This is a genomic window from Natrinema sp. HArc-T2 (genome assembly GCF_041821085.1).
GTDB lineage: Archaea > Halobacteriota > Halobacteria > Halobacteriales > Natrialbaceae > Natrinema.
This window is the reverse complement of sequence record NZ_JBGUAZ010000002.1, coordinates 517,862-538,380: the sequence shown is the minus strand read 5'-3', so window position 1 is coordinate 538,380 and position 20,519 is coordinate 517,862. Positions and strand designations below refer to the sequence as shown.

The following is a 20,519-nucleotide window of genomic DNA, read 5'->3' as shown; positions in this document are numbered from 1 at the left end:
CCACCCTTAAGTCGGAACCGTGCGAACGGGTTGCCAACTGATGCCCAAGATCAGCGTCGAAATCCCGCAGGAACTCCTCGATGATTTAGACGATCACGTCGGCGACGACGGGAAGTTCGTCAACCGCAGCGACGCGATTCGGTCCTCGATTCGAAAGAATCTGGACATCCTAGACGAGATCGACAAGCGCCACGACCGCCTCGAGAACCAGGAGTGATTAGTCGCGGTCGAGACGCTGTGCGAACCCGAAGTTCGGTTTCATATCCTCGACGCGGACATCGACGGTCTCGCCAACCTCTGCACCCGGCACGAACAGCCGGTAGCCCTCGACCGACGCGATACCATCGCCCTCGCTGCCGACATCGACGATCTCGACCTCGAGTTCGTCGCCCGGGCGCACCGGCGCAGTGAGCCGCCCCTTGCCGATGAGGTAGATCTCGGAGGACTCGTCGCGGCTCGCTTTGGGAGACGTCGCGCGGACGTACTGGAACTCCTCCTCGACGTCGGCTCGGAAATCGTCGACGTCCGGCCCTTCGAAGACCTTCACCACGAAGTCCCCGCCGCTGTCGAGGAGTTCGAGGGCGGTCTCGAATGCCTGCCGCGCGAGGTGCAGCGAGCGGGCCTGATCGAGCGAGTACTCGCCGGACATATTCGGTGCCATGTCCGAAATGACAGCATCGACCGAGCCGCCGGCGGCGTCGATGACGCGGTCACGCGTTTTCTCCTCGGTCATGTCCCCGCGGAGCGTCTCGACGTTGTCGTGATCCTCGAAGTCCTTGATCCGCTGGAAGTCGACGCCGATCACGTTCCCCTGCGGACCGACCTCCTCGGCGGCGACCTCGAGCCAGCCACCCGGTGCGGCCCCGAGGTCCACAACCGTATCGTCGCGGTCGAAGACACCCTCGAGATCGTCGAGTTGTTTGAGCTTGTAGGCCGCTCGTGAGCGGTACCCCTCCTGTTTCGCCTTGTTGTAGTAGTGGTCTTTGCCTGCCATAGAGACTCTCGTCAGTTAGTACGGGCGTAGGAAGTCGCCGCGGGTAAGCATGGCGGATGGCCGGGGAGACGTGTCCGGCCCCACACCGAGGCCTTGGGGTCGATCACCTCGAGCCACTGTTCGGCTCGAGAGAGTGTCATCAGAGGATTGAATCGGTCGATATCTCCGGCAGGGAGGATCACTATTAGCCGGCAGGTCGAATACGGGAGCGGTGTTATCATGGGAGATATTGACGTCGCGATCGGTGTCGACGCGGACTGTGTCGCCGGCTGGTTAGGCTCGTACGGCGGTGCGGACTCACCAGCGGATCTGTCACGCGGGCTCTCGGCAGGAAACGAGGGCATTCCACGTCTCCTGCAGCTGTTCGAGGACGAGGACATCTCGACCTCGTGGTACGTGCCGGGCCACACGCTCGAGACGTTCCGCGACGAGATCGAAGCGGTCGCGGCCGCTGGCCACGAGCTCGGTGTCCACGGCTACTCCCACGAGAACCCGACGGACCTCTCGCGCGAGCAGGAAGACGCGATCCTCGAGGTCTCGATCGACCTGATCGAGGACGTCACCGGCGAGGAGCCGGTCGGCCACCGTGCGAGCTGGTGGGAGTTCAGCGAGAACACGCCGGAACTCGTCGAGGAACACGGATTCCTGTACGACAGCAGCCTGATGGAACGCGAGTTCGAACCCGGCTGGATGCGGAAAGGCGACGACTGGACGCCGATCCAGTACGATCAGGACCCGGAGACGTGGATGGAACCCTACGAGTACGGCGAGGAGACCGACGTGGTCGAGATCCCGATCAGCTGGTACCGTGACGATATTCCCCCGATGCTGTTCATCAAACAGCCGCTCTACCATGCCGGGTACAAGGACCCGAAGATGATGTACGAACAGTACTACAAACGGCAGTTCGACTTCCTCTACAATCGCCGCGGCGCGGGCGTCTACACGTTCACGATCCATCCGGACCTCCACGGGCTCCCCCACATGATCGCACACTTAGAAGAGTTCATTCAGTACGTCGAGAGCCACGAGAACGCCGAGTTCCAGACGCTGGAGACGATCGCCCAGAAGTACGAAGACGACCCATCGATATACGAGAGCGAGGGCGACTACATCTGAACGTGATCGGACGGCAGCCAATCAGTCGGCGAACGTCCGCCGAATCGACTCCTCGTCATCGTATGCGGCCAACGCCAGCGTCAGTTTGATGCGGGCCTTCTGTGCCGGCAAATCGCCCGCGAAGATCGCGCCGTACTCTCGAAGCCGGTCGCCACCACCGACCCCGCCGTAGACGGGCGCGGTTCGGCCCTCGAGACAGCGCGACGTGACCACGACCGGCACCCCCTCGCCGATCGCGTCGCGGACGGCGGTTCCGAGTTCTTTCGTCGCGTTTCCGAGGCCCGTCCCTTCGACGACGAGGCCGTCCGCGCCCCGCTCGAGTGCCGCCTCGAGCAGCTCGCCCGTGACGCCGCTGGCGCTTGTGACCGTGTAGACGGCCGCCGCGAGCGAGGTGGCCGGAACGTGGGTCGATTCGCTCTCCGGTGTCCGATGAATCGCAACGCCGTTCCGGTCGACGGTGGCGACCGGACCCGTTCCGACGGAGCAGAAGGTCTCGAGCTTCGAGGTGTGGGTCTTCGTGACGCGTCGTGCGGCGTGGATCGTCTCGTTGAACGCCACGAAAACGCCACCGTGGCCGCGGGTGTCGAACGCGTCAGCGGCTCGAAACGCCGTGAGCAGGTTCGACGGCCCGTCCGGGCTGTACTCGTCCGGGCGGCGTTGCGCGCCAGTCAGGAAAACCGGTGTCTCCGGCTGGATCGTAACATCGAGATAGTACGCCGTCTCTTCGATCGTATCCGTGCCGTGGGTGATGACGACCGCGTCGACGCTCACGTCCTCGTCGAGTTCGCGAACCCGGTCGCCGATCGACTCGAGCGTTGCGGCGTCCATCTCGAAGCTCGGAATCTGGGCGACCTGTTCGACATCGATGTCCGCATAGTCCGCCAACTCGGGGACCGCGCTGACGAGTTCGTTCCCTCGCTTGGTCGGCGATGCACCGTCGTCGCCGCCGGTGCTCGCGATCGTGCCGCCCGTGCTGAGTACGGTCACGTGCATACGTCGTTCGAAGGGCTACCAGCGCCATCCTCAAAACACCGCAGCCTGCCGCGGACGGTACCGATCGTCCCGTTGGACGCCATGCGATCGTCTCCTGTGGCTCGAGGGCGACCGGCGCGATTCGTATCGGCTGACAGACTGGTTCCGGACGAGCAGCCGATCGCTCCAGACACGCCGCGGTCCCGCTGTCACCCGTAAAGGGTGCCTTTTTATGCCAACCGTCCGTACGCCGAGCTATATGTTCAAGGCCATCGTGAGCGCCGAAACGCTCACCAGCGCGCTCGACTCGGTCAGCGTGCTGGTCGACGAGTGCAAGATCCACCTCGAGGCAGACGGCCTCGAAATCCGGGCCGTCGACCCCGCGAACGTCGGGATGGTCGACCTCTCGCTCGATTCGGCTGCGTTCGAGTCCTATGAAGCAGACGGCGGGCTGATCGGCGTCGACCTCTCGCGGCTGGAAGACATCGCCGGCATGGCCGACTCCGGCCAGCTCATCCAGCTCGAGCTCGACGAGGAGACCCGCAAGCTCCACATCCAGATCGACGGGCTCGAATACACACTCGCGCTCATCGACCCTGACTCGATCCGCCAGGAGCCCGACATTCCGGACCTCGACCTGCCCGCTGAGGTCGTCCTCGAAGGCAAAGACGTCAACCGCTCGGTGACCGCGGCGGACATGGTCTCGGATCACATCGCGCTGGGCGTCGACGAGGGCGAGGAGTTCTTCTATGTGAATGCGGAGGGCGACACCGACGACGTCCACCTCGAGTTGACCCAGGAGGACCTGATCGACCTGCAGGTCGGCCCCGCTCACTCGCTGTTCTCGCTCGACTATCTCAAGGACATGAACAAGGCAATCCCGGGCGATACCGAGGTCACGCTCGACCTCGGCGAGGAGTTCCCCGTCAAGATCTACTTCGGCTTCGCGGAGGGACAGGGACAGGTCACCTACATGCTCGCGCCGCGCATCCAGAGCGACTGAGACGGTCTGCTGTCACTGGGTCCCGGCGTACCCGCATGACAGGTCGCGGGCGCACCGGCACTGACGGACAGGCGTCCATTTGAGCGATCGAACGACCGTCGTCGACTGTTCTGCCGATCGGGTCGATAACCGAACACGCGTTCCGAGAGCCATGGTTTCGATCTCCGGTCGGTCCCGATACTTAAAACTTCGATATGGACAGGGGAGTGACTACCCTGTGACATCCCCTCCGATGCACTATGCCCTCCCCGAACGATCCAACGGACGAGCCGACGGACCAGTACGTCACGGCGTTCGATCCGGCGGATGGTCGACCGAGCGAGGCCATCGTCACCGCAGTCGCCGCACGGCTCGAGCGGGATCCGACCGAGCTGTCGCCGCTGTACGATGCCATCGACCCGGGTGCGCTCAACGAGCTGGTCGAACACGCACACAGAAAATCCACCGACAGCGTCCATCTGGTCTGGTTCACCTACGAGGGGTTCGCCGTTGGCGTCCGAAGCGACGGTCGAATCCAGATCGAAGACGCCACCGCGGCCAGTTGATCGGCTCGTCGATACCGCCAGCGATCCTGCCGCATCGCTTATACTGTCGGACAACAGTCCGTGAACACCCGATCGTGTCTTGACGCCTGTCGCCGCCGGCGACAGTGTTTCGAATGCGATCGATGTGTAATCCGTTTTATCAGACAGAATTAGTCCTGCTCGTCGAGAAACGCCAAGAGGTACTCGTTGACCAGATCATCATCCTCGATGAAGCAGAGGTGGGAGCCGCCCTCGATGAGGTCGAGTCGGCTGTTCGGCAGTTTTTCCTCGAGCAGGCGCGCGTTCTCGACGGGGACGACCCGGTCGTCAGTCCCGTGGAGGATCAGCGTCGGGACACGGACGCGCCCGAGACGGTCGCTGACATCGAAGCCCTGCACAGCCGCGCCTTGGGCTTCACGAGCCGGGTCACCGGCGTCTTGCTCGAGTCGCCACTCGATTATCTGATCCATCAGGTGAGGGTTCCGGTTGGTAAAGCGCTCGGTGAACGCGGGACGCATGCGGTGGCGAATGGTCTCTCGCTCGCTTGCCCCATCGGGCGTCTCGAACATGTGTGCCTGGGTTTCTTCGGGCACCGGCGCGGCGTCAGGGCCGCCGTGGGACGTACAACACAGCGTCAGTGATTTCGCCCGGGTGTACTCAACGGCGTAGCGCTGGGCGATCATCCCGCCCATGCTCGCACCGACGATGTGGGCGTTGTAGATCCCCGCATCGTCGAGGACAGCCTCGAGATCGGCTGCGAGTCCGTCCATCGAATAGCCCGCCAGTTTGAGCAAGACGAGTCCGCGGAGCATCCCCGGCAGCCGCGGGACGAGTGGCGGCAAGCCGACATCGGAGCGGCCAGTCCCCCGGTTATCGGGCGCGATCACGTCGTAGTGATCGGCGACAGCCTCGCGTTGCCACCGCCACATCCACCGCCCAAAGCCCAGCCCCTGAACGAAGACGACGGGCGCGGTTCCATCACCGTCGCTGTCGTCGCGCTCGTAGTAGATCGACACACCATCTCTCGTCGCCTGTGGCATACTCGAGGGGACGTGTCGAACACTCTTGAAATCGATCCTCGAGCGCCGCGCTCGCAGCAGCGAGCCGACCTGAATATAAACCGTGATTACGATAATCAGCGCGCTTATCCCGCCGGAGTAATTTCGTTTTACCGATGCAGCGACTTCACGCCCGGTACCCGTTTCTCGCAGCCGCTCGCGAGTCCGTCGCGACGGAAGCGGTCGATCTCGCGACCGTCGTCGAGCAAGACCGGGCGGTCGTCGACCGCGCGCGCCAACGTGTTATTACCGCGCTCGAAGAGGGCACCGTCGGCGAACCGGCCCGCGATCCCCGCGTCGAATTGCTCTCCTATCCCGTCGCGCGGGTGCTCGTCTCACTGGTCGGCGAGCGCGTGCTCGTCCGCAAGTACGCCCGCGGGGAGGCTGCGACGGCCTACGACCGCTTTACCGCCGACATGGCCGACACCACCGAACTGAAAAGTGTCGCGTCAACAGGGCTCGAGCTCACGGAGCTCCTGACGGAATTCGACCTGCAAGACGACGTCCGCGAGACGACCGGCGATGGTTATCGTATCGACGTCGGCACCTACCTGCCGCTGGCCGAAGACATGTGGGAAGACGAGTGGCGGCTCGTCAACCGACCGCTGGACAGCGGCGAAGTGCCCGTCGATGAAGACGAACTGCTCGCGCTGCTCCGGGAGGCGATCCGGAGCCGGATCGAGGATGGCCTCCCCTTCGACGTGCCCGACGCGATCGCGAGTGCGCTCGAGGACGACGCCGCCGAGATCCGTGCGGCCTTGGCGGAACTCGATCTCACGCAGGACATCGACACTGTCGTACCCGATCTCTTCCCGCCGTGTATGAAGGCCCTGCTCGATCAGGTCCAGAAAGGCGAACACTTACCCCATCACTCTCGCTTTGCGATCACTGCCTTCCTGACGAGTATCGGGATGTCGACCGACGAGATCGTCGACCTCTACCGGGTCAACTCGTCGTTCGGTGAGGAGATGACGCGCTATCAGACCGACCACATCCGCGGCGATAGCTCGCCGACGGAGTACTCGGCACCGGCCTGTTCGACGATGCAGTCGTACGGCGACTGCGTGAACAAAGACGACCTCTGTGAACGGATTCCGCATCCGATGGCCTACTACGAAAACCGGATCGACGAGGCCGACGACGAGGAACTCGAGGACTGGCGGGAACGAGAGGACGAACAGTCCGCAAGCGGAGACTGAGATGGACTTCTGTAAATCATTGCCGGTGCAACCACAGGACGGTCGCGGTTGCACCGGTAAACAGTGACAGCAGCCCGTATGAGACGGTCTGCTGTCACGAATTTCTGAGGCATCTGCAGGGCGGTTCGGGACTCGTTCCGACCTGCGCACCCGTCGTGCGATCGGGGGTACAGTGACGGTCAGTGGCTACTGTCGTGTCGCTTTAGGCACTGACGTTGCCGCCGTCGGTCTCGAGGCCGTCATCGGGCTGGTTCAGCAGGTAGGCCAGGGCGACCCCGACAGCGGTCATCACCAGAATGAACCCGACGATCACCCAGACGAGCATCTGGCCGCCCTCGGGCGAGAGCGTGCTGTTTGCGGCGCCGTAGGACGACCCGATAGCGAACATGGCCGCCAGCATCGCGACGACGGCACCAACGGAGACGACGATTTCGATAACCGATTCGCGTTCGACCATTGCCGAGCGATTTCGCCGGCCCGGTCAAAAGCGCTTCGAAGGGGTTCTCGGACGGCGATCGGACGATAATACCCTGCGTTCTGTCGTCGGTCACGTATAAACGCCGACCATGGGCATGCAGGCACGGTGGTTATGCCCGTCAGTTCCCTATAAACGTCGAATAGCCAGCCGACCACCGATTCCATTCCGACGCATCCATGAAAACAACAGCGTCACCGAAAGCACCGCTTCCAGTCCCACGCACAGCCCGCCTCCCGGAGCGATCGCGCCGGGCACACACCGAACCGATGTCGGTGTTGCCACTCGGCGACGGTCTCTACGAGGTCGAATCCGCAAGCGACCACACCTACCTCGTCGATCTCGAGGCGAGCCGGTGTACCTGTCCGGATCACGTCTTCCGCAACACCCGATGCAAGCACGTTCGCCGGGTCGCACTCGAGATCACGGCTGGGCGGACGCCACCGCCAGGCGAGATCGCAGTCGGCTGTCACGACTGTGGCGAACCGTTCTTCGTCGACGAGGACGCAGCCGCGCCGTTTTACTGCGACGACCATACGATCTATCCGGGCGACACCGTCGTCGACCGAGAGACCGGAGACCGACTCACCGTCGTCGACGTCTCGGAGTTGCGAGCCGACGCCGTGGAAATCGGGGCCGCAGACTGTACCGTCGCCGAGTATGCGACGAACGACGGCTACGATCCTGACGTGCCCGTCGTGGGTGCGGTCTACCCCCACGCCACCGTCGCATCGAACGGCGTCGTTCCCGCGTCACTGAAGGTCTACGTCTTCCCGCGAACGCGCCTCGAGAAAGCGTAGCGTCCGAATATATCGTTCTCTACGGCGTTACTCGAGCAGTTCCGCAGCTTCCTCGACATCCATCACGCCCTGTTCGACGGCGTTGAGCACACGCAGGATCTCCTCATCCGGAGCGTCGTCGACACTGCCATCGGCGGCAGCTTCCGCCAGCGTGACCTTCTCGGATTGGCCAGTAAACTCGGGGAAGTCAGTCCCCTCGGCCAGGGCCGTCTCCTTTTTAACCCGGTAGTTGCCGCCGTCGGTCACGTAGAGGTCGCCGGGGTGGAAGAAATACCAGTCCTCGCGGTCGAAGCGGACGCCGATCCGGGGTTTCGCGCCGAAGTTTTGGGCGAAGTAGATGAGCGCTTCGACCTCTTCGCCGGTGAGGTAGATGGGGTCGCCCGCGCTCGATTTCGCCTCGATGGCGTAGAACTGCTCACCGTCACCGGCGAGCACGTCGGGAAGTTCGCGGTCGGTCGCCGCGCCGCTGGCGGGCGCACGCATCACCGCGAAGCCGGCCTCGTCGAGCGCGTTGACGAGTTCGCGTTCGCGGCGGTCGCCCTTCGCATGAGACATACAACCCTCTCACCCGCGGGAGACAATAAAAGACCGGACGACGGGACGGCCAGACAGGAGATTAGAGTGGGAGGGTCGCTACGACGTCGACCAGCAGCGACATCGACGACGGATCGGCAGTCTCGAGGTCGTACTCGAGGGCGAGATACAGCAAGCCGAACTGGATGGCGTTGAACGCGGCGTGGGCGGCGATCGGGACGACGAGGTTGTCGGTTTTCGCATACAGCAGGCCGAAGATAATCGAGCCCCCGAAGACGACCATGACCGGAACGAGGGTCGCAAGCAGCGAGTCCGAGAAGAACGCATACGACATGATGTGGATCAGCGCGAAGATCGCGCTGGCCACGACGACCGCGGTGAGTCGGTCAAACGCCGCATAGAGGCGTTTCTGGACGATGTTCCGGAAGAGGAACTCCTCAGCCGGCGCGTTGAAGAAGAAGACGATCCCGATCATGATCAGGACCATCGTCTGATCGTTCCCGATGTACATCGAGACTTGGTTCTCCGCGGACGGCAAGGCGAGTGCTTGCACCACCAGGCTAACGAGGATATAAAAGACGAAGCTACCGAGGATACCGGCGAGGACATAGAGCCAGCCGCGTTTCGTCGGCCACCGGAGGTCGACGTACGACCACCCGCGGTCGGTCGCAGCCAGATACAGCGCACCGGCGAGGACGAACCCGAGGAAGTTCAGGATCAGCAAGACCGTTCGGCTCACGAGCGAGGCCTCCGCCGGTGCCGTGACCAGCGCCGGCTCGAGCACGAACGCGGGAAGGACCGTAAACTGGCTGGCGAGAATCCCGAACGCTGCCAGCCCGATCGCGACGAGCGTCGTCCGAACTGGACCATCGCGACGGCGTGAGGGCGTTTCCATAGCAGGGGATAGGGCGACTGGGCCCTTGGGCGTTCCTCTCTCTGATACGGACACCTCTCATACGGATTCCTGTCAGTCAGTGCCGGCGTCGTGACCGATCAGTCCGCGAGGACCGGCCCGCCCTCCTCGAACAGCTGTGTCAACAGCCGTTGCTGACCGATCCGCAGGTGACGGTTGACCGTCGGCTGTGTCACCTCGAGCAACTCGGCGATCTCCTCGCCGGTGCTCTCGCGGGGCCACTCGAAGAAGCCGGCGAAGTAGGCCGTCCGGAGCACCTCGAGCTGGCGGTCGGTCAGTGCATCGAGCAGCGACGAGACGTGTTCGTGTCGCGTGCGCATCGATCGCTCGACGTGGTGGCGGGCCTGCAGTTCGACGGTCGGATACCCCTCGCGGAGCATCTCGACGAACTCGCGGACGTCGGTCCCCGTCGGGACGTCGACGATGACTTCGGTCCCCGTGGCATCGGCGTGCATCGAGCGTGGACTGCCGCCGTGGCGGACCAGCCGCGAGGCGATGACCTCACCGGCGACGGTCGCCTCGAACCGGCAGTCGGTTTCGGTCCGACTGATGAGCCGGGAGTCGGTCACCGAGACGAGGTCCTCGAGTGCCGCGTGGATCTCGTCGGGCGAGACGCCACTGGTCTCGAAAAACAGCAGCGTCTCGTCGCCCGAATGCGTTCCCAGTCCCGCATAGTCGACGCTGGCACCGGTCTTCGCTGCGATTCGCGAGAGGAGATCGTCCGCCCCCTCGAGCCGGAGCGTCAGCTCGAGTGTCCGTTCGGCGTGCAACGCCTCACGTGTTTTGACGGCGTTGATCGCGTTTGCGATCCCGTCGCCGAGTTCCGTCACGACGGTCTGCTCGAGGTCGGCGAAGGCATCCGGTTCGTCCGCATACAGCGTGAGGACGCCATACGAGTACTCCGCGTGCGACAGCGGGACGCTGATGACTGACTGGAAGCCCCGATCGAGGGCCGGTCGCCGCCAGTCCTCGCTCTGGAGTCCGTCGACGACGTTCGAGACGACCGTCGGCGTCTCGCTCCGGGCGGTTCGGACGGCCGGTTCGACTGACGCGTCGTATGCGAGTTGCATGTCGTCTAAGTACTCCTGGCCAGAGCCAGCCCAGGCGCAGGGCTCGAGTCGTGTGCCACTGGCGTCGAGTTGGCCGATCCACGCGAACGCGATGTCGTCGGCCTCGACCAACCGTTCGGGGACGGTCTGTTCGATGTCCGCACGGCTCTCGGCACCGATCAGCGACTGGTCGATCCGTCTGATGAGTTCGGTGATCGAGATTTGGCGGTTGAGCCGGCGGTTGCGTTCCTCGAGTTCCAGTTCTCGCTCGCGAAGGCTGGCCTCGCTCTCGAGGCGGTCGAACGCGGCTTCAGTCGTCGCGACGAGCGTCTCGATCAGCCGCCGGGCGTCGGCGTCGATCGGCTCACCATCCGACGCGACCGCGAAGACGCCGTGGTCGCCGATCGGAACGATGACGCCGCTTTCGACACCGGGTCCGAAGATCCGCGACTGGTCGAACGACGCAGGATCGTCGACGACCATCCCCGTCCCCGTAACGTAGACGTTCCAGAGGGCAGCGTCGGTGTCGCCGACGGCGACCGACGCGGTGTCGTCACAGAGGCGTGCGAACTCGTCGGTGTGGGCGATCGGCTCGAACCGGTTGACGTCGGGATCGAGGTGATACACCGCGACGCCCGCGGTCTCGAGGACGTCGGCGGCTGTCTCGACGACGAGCTCCGCGACCTCGTGCTCGCTGTCGGTGCCGAGGAGGTCACGTGCAGCGCCATGGAGCGATTCGAGGGCGAACTCGTGTTCCTTTTGCTCGGTGATGTCCTGGATCGTCCCCCGGACGCCAACGATGTCGTCGGCTCGGTGGCTGCCGTCGGAGCCGGATCGCTTTCCCTTCCAGACGGGCTCGCCGATAGAGCGGACCCACCGTTCGTTCCCGTTAGCCGTCCGGGCGCGGTGTTCGATATCGTAGCTCTCGCCGGCCTCGAGTGCCGCGTCGACGGCCTCGTGGACGGTCGCTTGATCCGCTGGGTGTGGAAACGAGGCCGCGCGCTCGGGGCCGACGTCTGCGTCCGATGGCAGTTCGTACAGCCGACGCAGCCCGTCCGTCAAGACCACGTCCGGTTGGTCGTCACTGACATCGAGTTCCCAACCGCCGATACTGGCGAGTCGCTCGGCCTGTTCGAGCAACTCCGTCGTCCGCTCGAGTTCGTTTTCGTGTCGTTTGCGCTCGGTGATGTCGTTGTTGATCCCGACCATTCGCGGGCCCGCTTCGTCGTCGACGACCCGCCCGCGGGCGCCGACCCAGATCCAGCCGCCGTCCTCGTGTTGGAGCCGAAACTCCGTCTGGAACAGTTCGTCGTTGTCGATGGCCTCACGGACTTCCCGCACGACACGGTCGACCTCGTCCGGATGGACGCGCTGTGTGAAGGCGTCAAAGGTGCCCCCGAACGCCCCCGGTTCGAGCCCGATCAGTCGCTCGTAGGTCTCGTTCCAGATGACCTCGTCAGTGTCCAGATCCCACTCCCAGACCGCCGTGTTCGTCCCCTCGAGTGTGAGCTCGAGCCGGCGTTTCGTCTCGCGGAGGTCCCGCTCGCGCTCTTTGCGTTCAGTGATGTCGCGACTGATCGCCAGATACCGGTTTTGGTTCTCGAGGTCGAGACAGATGAGGTGGACCTCGACGGGGAACGTCGAGCCGTCGTGACAGTGATACTGGCCCTCGAACTTTCGGCGGTCGCCGACCGAGAGCCCCTCGAGCAAGGAGAGCGCCTCGGTCTCGTCGACGAGCGCGTCGTATTCCCAGATCTTCGTGCCGACCAGGTCGTCTTCGGTGTAGCCGAGCGCGTCCGCAAGCCGGCGATTGGCGTCGACGATCGTCCCCTCGGTGTCGAGCACGTTGATCATGTCGGGGGAGTTCTCGAACAGCGCCTCGAGCCGGGCGGTCGTCGTTTCCAGTCGGCGCTCGCGCTCTTTGCGCTCGGTGATGTCACGAATAACGCCTGCGGTACCGGTGAACTCGCCGTCGGCCATCGGCAACAACGCCATGTGGTTTTCGACGTCGATCACCTCGCCGTCGACGGTCTCGAGGACCATCTCGAACGTCTCTGACGGCTCGTTTTCGCTGAGCAGTTCCCGAATGCGATCCTGTGCCGTCTCGATGTCCTCGTCGGCCATCACCGTCGAGACGTGCTCGCCGATCAGATCGGCAGGATCGTAGCCGGTGATCTGTGTCAGCGCGTCGTTGACGAACTGGAAGTTCCCGTCCGCGTCGATCGTATACACCACCTCGTCGAGCGCCTGAATGATCGTCTCGGCGCGCTCGAGTTCGCGTTCGTGTTCCTTGCGCGCGGTGATATCCTGTGCTGCACCGCGGATGGCCACGATCTCACCGTCGTCACGAACCGGCTCACCGATACTTCGGATCCAGCGGCGCTCACCGTCGGCCGTGATGATCCGGTTTTCGATGTCGTAGGCTTCGCCGTCTGTCATCGCACGGTCGAGGACCTCGTTGAGCCGTGACCGATCGGTCGGTGGCAGGTGCTCGAGAACCCACTCGAGATCGACTCCCTGCTCGGGTGAGCGCCCGAAAGTCCGGAACACCTCGTCAGTCCAACGAAGGTCCGGCGGATCATCGGTCAGGTCGAGTTCCCAGGCGCCCACGTTCGCCAGCCGCTGGGCTTGCTCGAGCAGATGCGTCGTCCGCTCGAGGTGAGCCTCGCGTTCGCGAAGCCGGCGCTCTTTTGCTTTGCGCTCGGAGATGTCCCGCCCGATACCGACCTCGACTGGGTTGCCGTCAGGATCGTCGAGGACCGACGCGATGAACTCGTAGGGAATCCGCTCGCCCGAGTTCGTCTGCAGCGCCGCTTCGACGCACGTCTCACCCGTCTCGAAGGCCTCGGTGATCGACTCACGGATCGCCGCCTGATCGTCCTCGTCGAAGAAATCGAGGGCGTGCATCTCGTCGATCTCGGCATCCGAATACCCCGACACCTCGACTAGCGTCTCGTTCCAGCGCTTGAGCTCCCCGTCCTCGTCGAGGACGTAAAACACGTCGTCTAACGCATCGATCACGTCGTTCGTGAACTGTTCGTATCGCTCGAGTCGTCGCTGTTTCTCTCGGCGCCCGCTGACATCGCGACCGACGCCAGCAATGACCTGCTCGCCCACTGGATCCTCGAGCGCCGACGCGACGAATTCGTAGGGGATCCGCTCGCCGTCACTGGTTCCGATCGGGGCATCGAGACGCGTCGAACCAGTCTCGAGCGCCTCAGCCATCGAGTTCGCGATCCGATCGTGTGCCTCCTCGTCGAAGAAATCGAACGCGTGCATCGACTCGATCTCGGCGTCGGCATACCCCGTCGTCTCGCCCAAACTCTCGTTCCACTGCCGTACCGCGCCGTCCTCGTCGAGCAGATAGACGACGTCGTCGACCGCGTCCAGCATGTCGTTGGTAAACGCCTGTGCTCGCTCGAGACGGCGTTCCCGTTCCCGAAGTCGCTGGACGTAGCTGCGGCGTTCGAACGTCTGACCGATCCATCGAGCGATCAGGTCCACGAACGACGTTTCGGCGGGGGTAAACGATCGATCCCGGGATTCGCGGTCCAGAAAACAGATCGTTCCGCAGTAGTCGCCTTCGACGACGATCTGCCCACCGAGATGGCAGTTGACGCCGAGTTCGTCGGCGATCGGATGGTCGCCCCACTCGACGACAGCAGCGTCGGCTGGTCCCTGTCCATCGGTCGACTCGAGCAGGTCGTCACAGGGCTCGGAAAGTTCCAGGACCGTTCCCTCGAGGTCGGCCTCGTATCCGACGGCCGCCTCGATCTCGTGTCGTTCGGTCGACTCGTCGAATCGGGAGACGAATCCGGTCTCGAGGCCGAGCCGATCACAGCCCAACTCGAGCAGGTGACGGATCGTCGTCTCGTCATCCGTGTTCGGATCGGACGTGATCCGGTACAGTTCCTGACGATATCGTTCGCTCTCGGCGCGTCGCCGTTCGCGATCACACACCACCGCCGTCAGGTCGGTGACGGTCTCGGAGAGCGTTCCGAGTTCGTCCTCGCGATCGACTGTGACATCGATCGACTCGTCGACGGGAGACAGTTGTGCCGGCGGTTCAGACGTGGGCAGTGGAGACTCGTCCTCGAGGCGCGAGGTAAACTCCTGGAGCGCGTCGGTGAGCCGCTCGATGTCGTTCGTCCGATCGGAGCCGCTCCGTGCGGCAAGGCCCACGACGAGCAGTCCGGGTCCCGTCTGCGTGCCAACTCCTCGGGGTACGACGTCGGAGACCAAGACGCCAGCGGCGATCAAGACTGCAACGCCGATCACGCCAAACAGAACCGCACGCGACCACCTCGAGTCATCTGCGAGCAGTTCACTCTGAACCGCGATCCCGTCCATAGTACGCCTATGGAATGACTGGCAATGATATGAGCGGTTTATTTCACCTCGATAGTCAAATTACTATTGAAGTGCTGCTCGAGTACAAACTAGTTAGACAGTCGTATCGACGGAGTTGGGACGTGTACGACAGCTATCGACCACTAAGTGAGGGGAAGTCACGGGTTCACGACGGGACGGTCGAGACACTATACACGTAGTGGTCAGCCACTGGTAGAGTTACGTGTATAACGGCCAAGCCAATACCGACAGGTCGTATTAGTCCAGCCAAGATGTCTGGAGCCACACTCGATTATCACAGCGATTCGATCAGTCTGCGCGTCGTCGAAGCCCTCGCGGACGCGACTAACACCGCCCCGAACGAACTCGAGCCACTGTACAATACCGTCGATCCCGAGGCGCTCGATCGGCTATTTCGACCCGACTCGAGCGACGAGATCCGCGTCACGTTCGAGTACGGCGACTCGCACGTCGAGGTTCGAGGCGACGGCACCGTCATGGTCGATGGAGCCGTCCATGGCAGCCGATAAGCGGCGAGTCGAGTCGACCGCCCCACCACGTCGAGGCCGGCAGGAGATGACCGCTGGAAACAGTCTCACTCCGGTCTCGCAGACACCACACGCAACCGGCAACCGGAGGCGAGCTGAATGTTAGTCCCACCAGCAGCGGAGATCGAGCCATCCGTTCAAAGGCAACGGACACAGTGCACCGTCCTCGTCGTCGATCAGGAACGCGACTGCACCCACATCGAACGCGCGTTCGACGACGAGTCCGTGGTCGTCGAGACGGCTCCTACGCTCGCGGTCGCACGGACCAGTTTCGACGAGATCGACTGTCTCGTCGTTCCGACAGCGGTGGCAGACGGCGACAGCGACGAGCACGTCGGGTGGCTCGAGACAGTCAGGACAGACACACCGGAACTCCCGATCGTCGTCCTCGCTGATGAGGTAACGCCCACTCTCATGCGCGCGATCCGGGCGTACGAGTGGACCGCCGTGATCGACCGGAACGGGCCGCGCACGCGACTCGCCGCCCGCATCATCGATCTCCTCGAGCGCCATCGACTGACCCACCTCTCGCGGCGGTCGCTCGCGAGCGTCGAACTCGCCGGCGACGCGATCGCGATCGTCGATCCCGCCGAATCGATCCAGTTTGCGAGCCGGTCCTTTCGGCTGCAGTTCGGTGCCGACGGCGACGATCTCACCGGCACCCCGTGGCGGGAACTGTTTACTGCCGACGCCGTTTCCTACCTCGAGTCAGCGGCGTTGCCGACCGTCGCAGAAGGATGGCGATGGACCGGCACCTGCACCGCCCGACGACGGACAGGGGCGACGGTTCCGGTCCGGGTTCGGCTGGGTGGTCTCGAAGACGGCAGTCTGGTGTTCGTCGTCAGCGAGGCCGACGCGAGCGGTCCTGAACACGACGACTGACGACTAGCGCCGTCCGATCCTACGTTCCGTGATCCCAGCTGCCCATATAGTCGCGCTGGGTATCCGTCAGCGAGTCGAAGTCGACGCCTTCGGCTGCGAGTTTGATCTCGGCGATTTCCTTGTCGAGGTCGTCGGGCACGTCGTGGACGCCGGCGTCGTAGGCGTCGCCGTTCTCGAGTAGTTCGCGGACACAGACGGCCTGAATCCCGAAGGACTGGTCCATGACCTCGACGGGGTGGCCAAGCGAGACGGGCGCAGCGAGGTTGACGAGCCGTCCCTCGGCGATGACGTTCAGCCGGCGACCGTCATCGAGTTCGTAGGCCTCGACGCCGTCGCGAGCCTCGTAGCGATCCACGGCGAGGTCGTCGAGTGCCTCGAGGTCGATCTCGATGTCGAAGTGGCCGGCGTTGGCCAGCAGGACGCCATCCTGCATCTTCTCGAAGTGTTCCTCGACGATGACGTCGCGGTTGCCCGTCGTCGTCAGGAAGACGTCGCCGACTTCGGCGGCCTCGTCCATCGGCATCACGTCGTAGCCCTCCATATGGGCCTCGAGTGCGCGACGTGGCTCGACTTCGGTGACGATGACGTTCGCGTTCTGGCCCGATGCCTTCTTCGCGACGCCCTTGCCACAGTAGCCGTAGCCGGCGACGACGACGTTCTTGCCGGCCCACGAGAGGTTGGTCGTCATGGCGATGGAGGCCAGCGAGGACTCGCCAGTGCCGTGGACGTTGTCGAACAGCCGCTTCATCGGCGTGTCGTTCACAGCAAATACGGGATAGTCGAGCGCGCCGTCGTCGTCCATCGCGCGCAGGCGGTGGACACCGGTCGTCGTCTCCTCTGCCCCGCCGATGATGCTGTCGATCAGTTCGGGGTAGTCCTCGTGGATCGCGGCGACGAGGTCCATCCCGTCGTCGACGGTGATCGTCGGCTCGTGGGCGATGACGGCCTCGATGGCGTCGTAGTATTCGTCGTCATCGACGCCGCGTTTGGCGTAGCTGGTGATGTTCTCGTGGGTATCCAGCGCCGCCGAGACGTCGTCGTGGGTCGACAGCGGATTACAGCCCGTGACGGCGACCTCCGCGCCACCCTCTGCGAGCGTTTCGACGAGGATCGCCGTCTTGGCCTCGACGTGCATCGCCATCGCGATGCGCTCGCCCTCGAAAGGCTGGTCGGCGACGAACTCTTCGCGGACGTGCTCGAGAATCGGCATGTGCTGGGCTGCCCAGTCCATCTTCCGGCGTCCCTCCGCGCGAGCGGACTCGAGATCGTCCAGTTGCTCGCTGATCGGGGGATACTCGGTGTCGGTCATGGGTCGATTGAGTGGGAGCGGAGCAAAAACGCTACCGAACCGCTCCGGCGACCGATTTCTGACGGCGGTTCGAACGTGACAGGAGAGACGTATCTCTAGCGGAGTCGAAATGAACGGCGAAAACGGTGGGTGAGCCGCGATTACTACGTGCCTGATCGATCGGAGCGGCCACAGTCAGGTGGCGAGCGCCGCGATCGTGGTTCAATACCGGCGATGGCTGACGGACCGCGTGTCAGCGTCAGCCCCTCGAACGCAGGTCGAGAGCGGTATTAGTTCGGACCGGCGTGACTGGGTGGGCCTCGTTCGTCGTCATCGTCTTCCTCGACGTCCTCGCTGTCGTCGCTCTCGTCTTCGTCGTCGCTATCAGTCGGCGGGCCAGCGTGTTCTGGTGGCCCTCGTTCGTCGTCATCGTCTTCCTCGACGTCCTCGCTGTCGTCGTCCTCGAGGTCGTCATCAGTCGGCGGGCCAGCGTGGCTCGGCGGTCCGGCGTGGGCCGGCGCGTTACCTGGGTTGTTTTCGACGACGAAGCCGGCAACTCGCAGCCCGAGCGGCGTGTCGGATTCGTTCTCCTTCTCTTCCTCGACGAAGGAAGAGACCAGCGAGCCGAAGGTGTCGTATTCGGCAGGCTCGAGCGTCGCCGTCGTCTCGGCGGATTTGCTGTCGGTCGTCGCGGTGATGACGACCTCGACGCTATCGTTCTCGAACGGCGCGGACAGGCTCACCGTGCCGTTCTCGTCCGTCGTGTATGTGCCCTCGTCAGTGTAGGACACGTTCTCGTCGACAGGCGAGACGTTGACCGTCGCGTTTGCGACCGCGGTCTCGTTGTCCGTGACGGTCACGGTGACGTCGTCGTTGTCCTGCTCGACGGCGACAAAGAGGCCGGAGTAGAGCGTCGTCTCCGTCTCAGCGGTGAGCAGCTCGCCGGAGACGTTCTCGTACGACGCGGCGACCGTCACGTTGACCGTTTCTGTGGGTTCGGGAAGCACAACCGTGCCATCGGCGTCGGTCGTGTAGTTCTCGTCTGCGCCCTCGTAGGTCGCGTTCTCATCGACCGGCGTCACGGTAACTGTCGCGTTTTCGACTGGACTCTCGTTCGACGTGACCATCACGACGGTGTCGTCGGCGTCGACATCGACGTTCACTTCGTCTATATCATCGTTACTGGCTGCCGCCGCCGACACTGTTCCCAGCGGGGCGGCCACAGACAGGATCATCGCGGCAGCCAACGCCACCACGAACAATCGGTTTCGTTTCATCTCACTCGAGACATTCAGTCATCCGTGAATAAACCCACCCGGCAGTTCTCGGTGTTTTCGGCTCGAGCAAAACAGTACGAGAGCCGTTTTAAACGTTTATAACGAAATCTGAGAGTTCAGTTTTCGTTCACACGCCCGAACGGAAGGTGGCTCACTGGCCGGCGCGAGCGGCCAGCGCCTCGGCTGCCTCGAGCGCTCGCTCGCGAACCGCCGCTTCGTCAAGCGTCAGCACCTCGCGGTCGCGCATGAGCACCTGCCCGTCACAGACCGTGTGACGGACGTCAGACGCCGCGGCTGCATACGCGAGGTGACTGACGAGGTCGTGTGGCGGGGTGAGATGTGGTTGCTCGAGGCCGATCACCGCGAAATCGGCGGGCGCGCCTTCCTCGAGTCGACCGGCCTCGACGCCGATCGCGTCGGCGCTGCCAGCCGTAAGCATCTCGACGGCAGCCTCGGCGGGGACCGCGCTGGCGTCGTCGGCGGCGAGTTTGCCAAGCATGGCCGCGTCGCGGGCCTCATCCAGCATCGAGAGGTCGTTGTTCGAGGCCGCGCCGTCGGTGCCGAGGCCGACGGTGACGCCCGCCTCGCGCATCCGCTCGACGGGTGCCATGCCACTGGCGAGTTTCATGTTCGACGCGGGACAGTGGATCACGCCGGTGCCAGCCTCCGCGAGCAACTCGATCTCGGATTCGTCGACGTGGACGCCGTGGGCGACGAAGTCCTCGGACTCGAGCATCCCCCGTTCAGCTGCATATGCGAGTGGCCGCTGTCCGTGTTCCTCGACGATCGGTGCGACCTCGTCTTCGGTTTCGTTCGCGTGATAGTGGATCGGCACGCCCGCCTCGCGGGCTTCGGGGACGAACTCCTCGAGATACTCGCTTCCGACGGTCGTCAGCGAGTGGGGCATAAACGCCGTCGAGATCCGACCGTCTGCCGCGCCGTCGTACTCGCGGGCGATCTCGAGGCTCGTCCGGGCATCCTCACGGGCGACATCGCCGTCCTTGCCGATGGTGACGATTCCATGACCCAGGCGGGCACGAAGCCCCGCCTCCTCGACCACAGCGGCGATCTCGGGGACGTGGAAGTACATGTCCGCGAAGGCCGTGGTGCCTGATTTAATCAGCTCGAGCAGCCCCAGTTCGGTTCCGACGCGGACGTCCTCAGGCGTCAGCTCACCTTCGGCGGGCCAGATGTCCTCCTGGAGCCACGCGTCGAGCGGTTTGTCGTCGGCGTATCCCCGCAGGAGCGTCATCGCGATGTGGCAATGGCCGTTGACGAACCCCGGCGTCACGAGCGACCCGGCGGCGTCGAGCGTTTCGTCGGCGTCGGCCTCGAGGTCGGAGCCGAGTTCGATGATGTCGCCGGCGTCCTGATCGATCAGTACGTCTGCGGCAGTCACCGTCAGATCGGGCCGGAGGATTTGCCCGTCAGTGATCGCAAGTGTCGTCATTGACTCGAGATTCTCCTCGGGCGGCCTTAGCCTGTCGATGGACCGCGAGGAGCCGAGCCGCGGGGTTTATGGGTCAGTTTGACA

General features: G+C 63.8%; 18 protein-coding genes. 8 read left to right on the top strand and 10 right to left on the bottom strand.

What is annotated here, in order from left to right; genetic code table 11:
• Positions 1 to 40 precede the first annotated feature (40 nt).
• Entirely contained in the window at positions 41 to 217 is a 177-nt protein-coding gene (locus ACERI1_RS07180) for a hypothetical protein (RefSeq protein WP_008013290.1), read from the top strand.
• Here the strand turns inward: ACERI1_RS07180 and ACERI1_RS07175 are convergent, their stop codons facing one another.
• Positions 218 to 994, bottom strand: coding sequence for a 23S rRNA (uridine(2552)-2'-O)-methyltransferase (locus ACERI1_RS07175; protein ID WP_373617396.1), 777 nt, complete (start codon positions 992 to 994; stop codon positions 218 to 220). It lies immediately after the preceding gene.
• A 219-nt stretch (positions 995 to 1,213) separates the two neighbouring features.
• On the opposite strand from ACERI1_RS07175, the gene ACERI1_RS07170 reads away from it, so the two are divergent.
• Entirely contained in the window at positions 1,214 to 2,113 is a 900-nt protein-coding gene (locus ACERI1_RS07170) for a polysaccharide deacetylase (RefSeq protein ID WP_373617395.1), read from the top strand.
• A 21-nt stretch (positions 2,114 to 2,134) separates the two neighbouring features.
• Here the strand turns inward: ACERI1_RS07170 and ACERI1_RS07165 are convergent, their stop codons facing one another.
• Positions 2,135 to 3,106, bottom strand: a complete 972-nt coding sequence (locus ACERI1_RS07165) for an asparaginase (RefSeq protein ID WP_373617394.1) — start codon at positions 3,104 to 3,106, stop codon at positions 2,135 to 2,137.
• Between the two features lie 238 nt (positions 3,107 to 3,344).
• On the opposite strand from ACERI1_RS07165, the gene ACERI1_RS07160 reads away from it, so the two are divergent.
• Positions 3,345 to 4,088 (top strand): DNA polymerase sliding clamp, encoded by a 744-nt coding sequence (locus ACERI1_RS07160; RefSeq protein ID WP_138783192.1) that lies wholly within the window; start codon positions 3,345 to 3,347, stop codon positions 4,086 to 4,088.
• A 239-nt stretch (positions 4,089 to 4,327) separates the two neighbouring features.
• A complete protein-coding gene (locus tag ACERI1_RS07155; protein WP_373617393.1) occupies positions 4,328 to 4,633 on the top strand; it encodes a HalOD1 output domain-containing protein in 306 nt (101 codons plus the stop codon).
• 149 nt (positions 4,634 to 4,782) lie between these two features.
• Here ACERI1_RS07155 and ACERI1_RS07150 read toward each other — a convergent pair whose 3' ends face one another.
• On the bottom strand, positions 4,783 to 5,652 hold the full coding sequence (locus ACERI1_RS07150; RefSeq protein ID WP_373617392.1) for an alpha/beta fold hydrolase: 870 nt from the start codon (positions 5,650 to 5,652) through the stop codon (positions 4,783 to 4,785).
• A gap of 134 nt (positions 5,653 to 5,786) precedes the next feature.
• Between ACERI1_RS07150 and priL the strand changes: the two genes are divergently transcribed.
• Positions 5,787 to 6,869, top strand: coding sequence for a DNA primase regulatory subunit PriL (priL, locus tag ACERI1_RS07145; RefSeq protein ID WP_373617391.1), 1,083 nt, complete (start codon positions 5,787 to 5,789; stop codon positions 6,867 to 6,869).
• 202 nt (positions 6,870 to 7,071) lie between these two features.
• Here priL and ACERI1_RS07140 read toward each other — a convergent pair whose 3' ends face one another.
• Positions 7,072 to 7,326 (bottom strand): hypothetical protein, encoded by a 255-nt coding sequence (locus ACERI1_RS07140; RefSeq protein ID WP_373617389.1) that lies wholly within the window; start codon positions 7,324 to 7,326, stop codon positions 7,072 to 7,074.
• Between the two features lie 197 nt (positions 7,327 to 7,523).
• Here ACERI1_RS07140 and ACERI1_RS07135 point away from each other — a divergent pair, with 197 nt between their 5' ends.
• Positions 7,524 to 8,144 (top strand): SWIM zinc finger family protein, encoded by a 621-nt coding sequence (locus tag ACERI1_RS07135; protein WP_373617388.1) that lies wholly within the window; start codon positions 7,524 to 7,526, stop codon positions 8,142 to 8,144.
• A 27-nt stretch (positions 8,145 to 8,171) separates the two neighbouring features.
• On the opposite strand, the gene hjc is transcribed toward ACERI1_RS07135, so the two are convergent.
• The 3 genes from hjc to ACERI1_RS07120 all read right to left on the bottom strand — a co-directional run bounded on the left by hjc (position 8,172) and on the right by ACERI1_RS07120 (position 14,990).
• Positions 8,172 to 8,699, bottom strand: a complete 528-nt coding sequence (gene hjc / locus ACERI1_RS07130) for a Holliday junction resolvase Hjc (RefSeq protein WP_373617386.1) — start codon at positions 8,697 to 8,699, stop codon at positions 8,172 to 8,174.
• Between the two features lie 61 nt (positions 8,700 to 8,760).
• A complete protein-coding gene (locus ACERI1_RS07125) occupies positions 8,761 to 9,573 on the bottom strand; it encodes a lysostaphin resistance A-like protein (protein ID WP_373617385.1) in 813 nt (270 codons plus the stop codon).
• A 98-nt stretch (positions 9,574 to 9,671) separates the two neighbouring features.
• Positions 9,672 to 14,990: a PAS domain S-box protein gene (locus tag ACERI1_RS07120; protein ID WP_373617384.1), complete on the bottom strand. Its 5,319-nt coding sequence runs from the start codon at positions 14,988 to 14,990 to the stop codon at positions 9,672 to 9,674.
• Between the two features lie 272 nt (positions 14,991 to 15,262).
• Between ACERI1_RS07120 and ACERI1_RS07115 the strand changes: the two genes are divergently transcribed.
• Both ACERI1_RS07115 and ACERI1_RS07110 read left to right on the top strand, forming a co-directional pair.
• Complete coding sequence (locus ACERI1_RS07115; protein ID WP_373617383.1) at positions 15,263 to 15,520, top strand: HalOD1 output domain-containing protein; 258 nt, start codon at positions 15,263 to 15,265, stop codon at positions 15,518 to 15,520.
• 117 nt (positions 15,521 to 15,637) lie between these two features.
• Entirely contained in the window at positions 15,638 to 16,420 is a 783-nt protein-coding gene (locus ACERI1_RS07110) for a PAS domain-containing protein (protein WP_373617382.1), read from the top strand.
• Between the two features lie 19 nt (positions 16,421 to 16,439).
• Here ACERI1_RS07110 and ACERI1_RS07105 read toward each other — a convergent pair whose 3' ends face one another.
• The 3 genes from ACERI1_RS07105 to ACERI1_RS07095 form a co-directional block, all read right to left on the bottom strand.
• Entirely contained in the window at positions 16,440 to 17,729 is a 1,290-nt protein-coding gene (locus ACERI1_RS07105; protein WP_373617381.1) for an adenosylhomocysteinase, read from the bottom strand.
• Between the two features lie 269 nt (positions 17,730 to 17,998).
• Positions 17,999 to 18,985 carry a hypothetical protein gene (locus tag ACERI1_RS07100; protein WP_373617380.1) on the bottom strand — a complete coding sequence of 329 codons (987 nt, stop codon included), beginning with the start codon at positions 18,983 to 18,985 and terminating at the stop codon, positions 17,999 to 18,001.
• Positions 18,986 to 19,136: 151 nt separating this feature from the next.
• Positions 19,137 to 20,435 carry an amidohydrolase gene (locus ACERI1_RS07095; protein WP_373617379.1) on the bottom strand — a complete coding sequence of 433 codons (1,299 nt, stop codon included), beginning with the start codon at positions 20,433 to 20,435 and terminating at the stop codon, positions 19,137 to 19,139.
• Positions 20,436 to 20,519 lie beyond the last annotated feature (84 nt).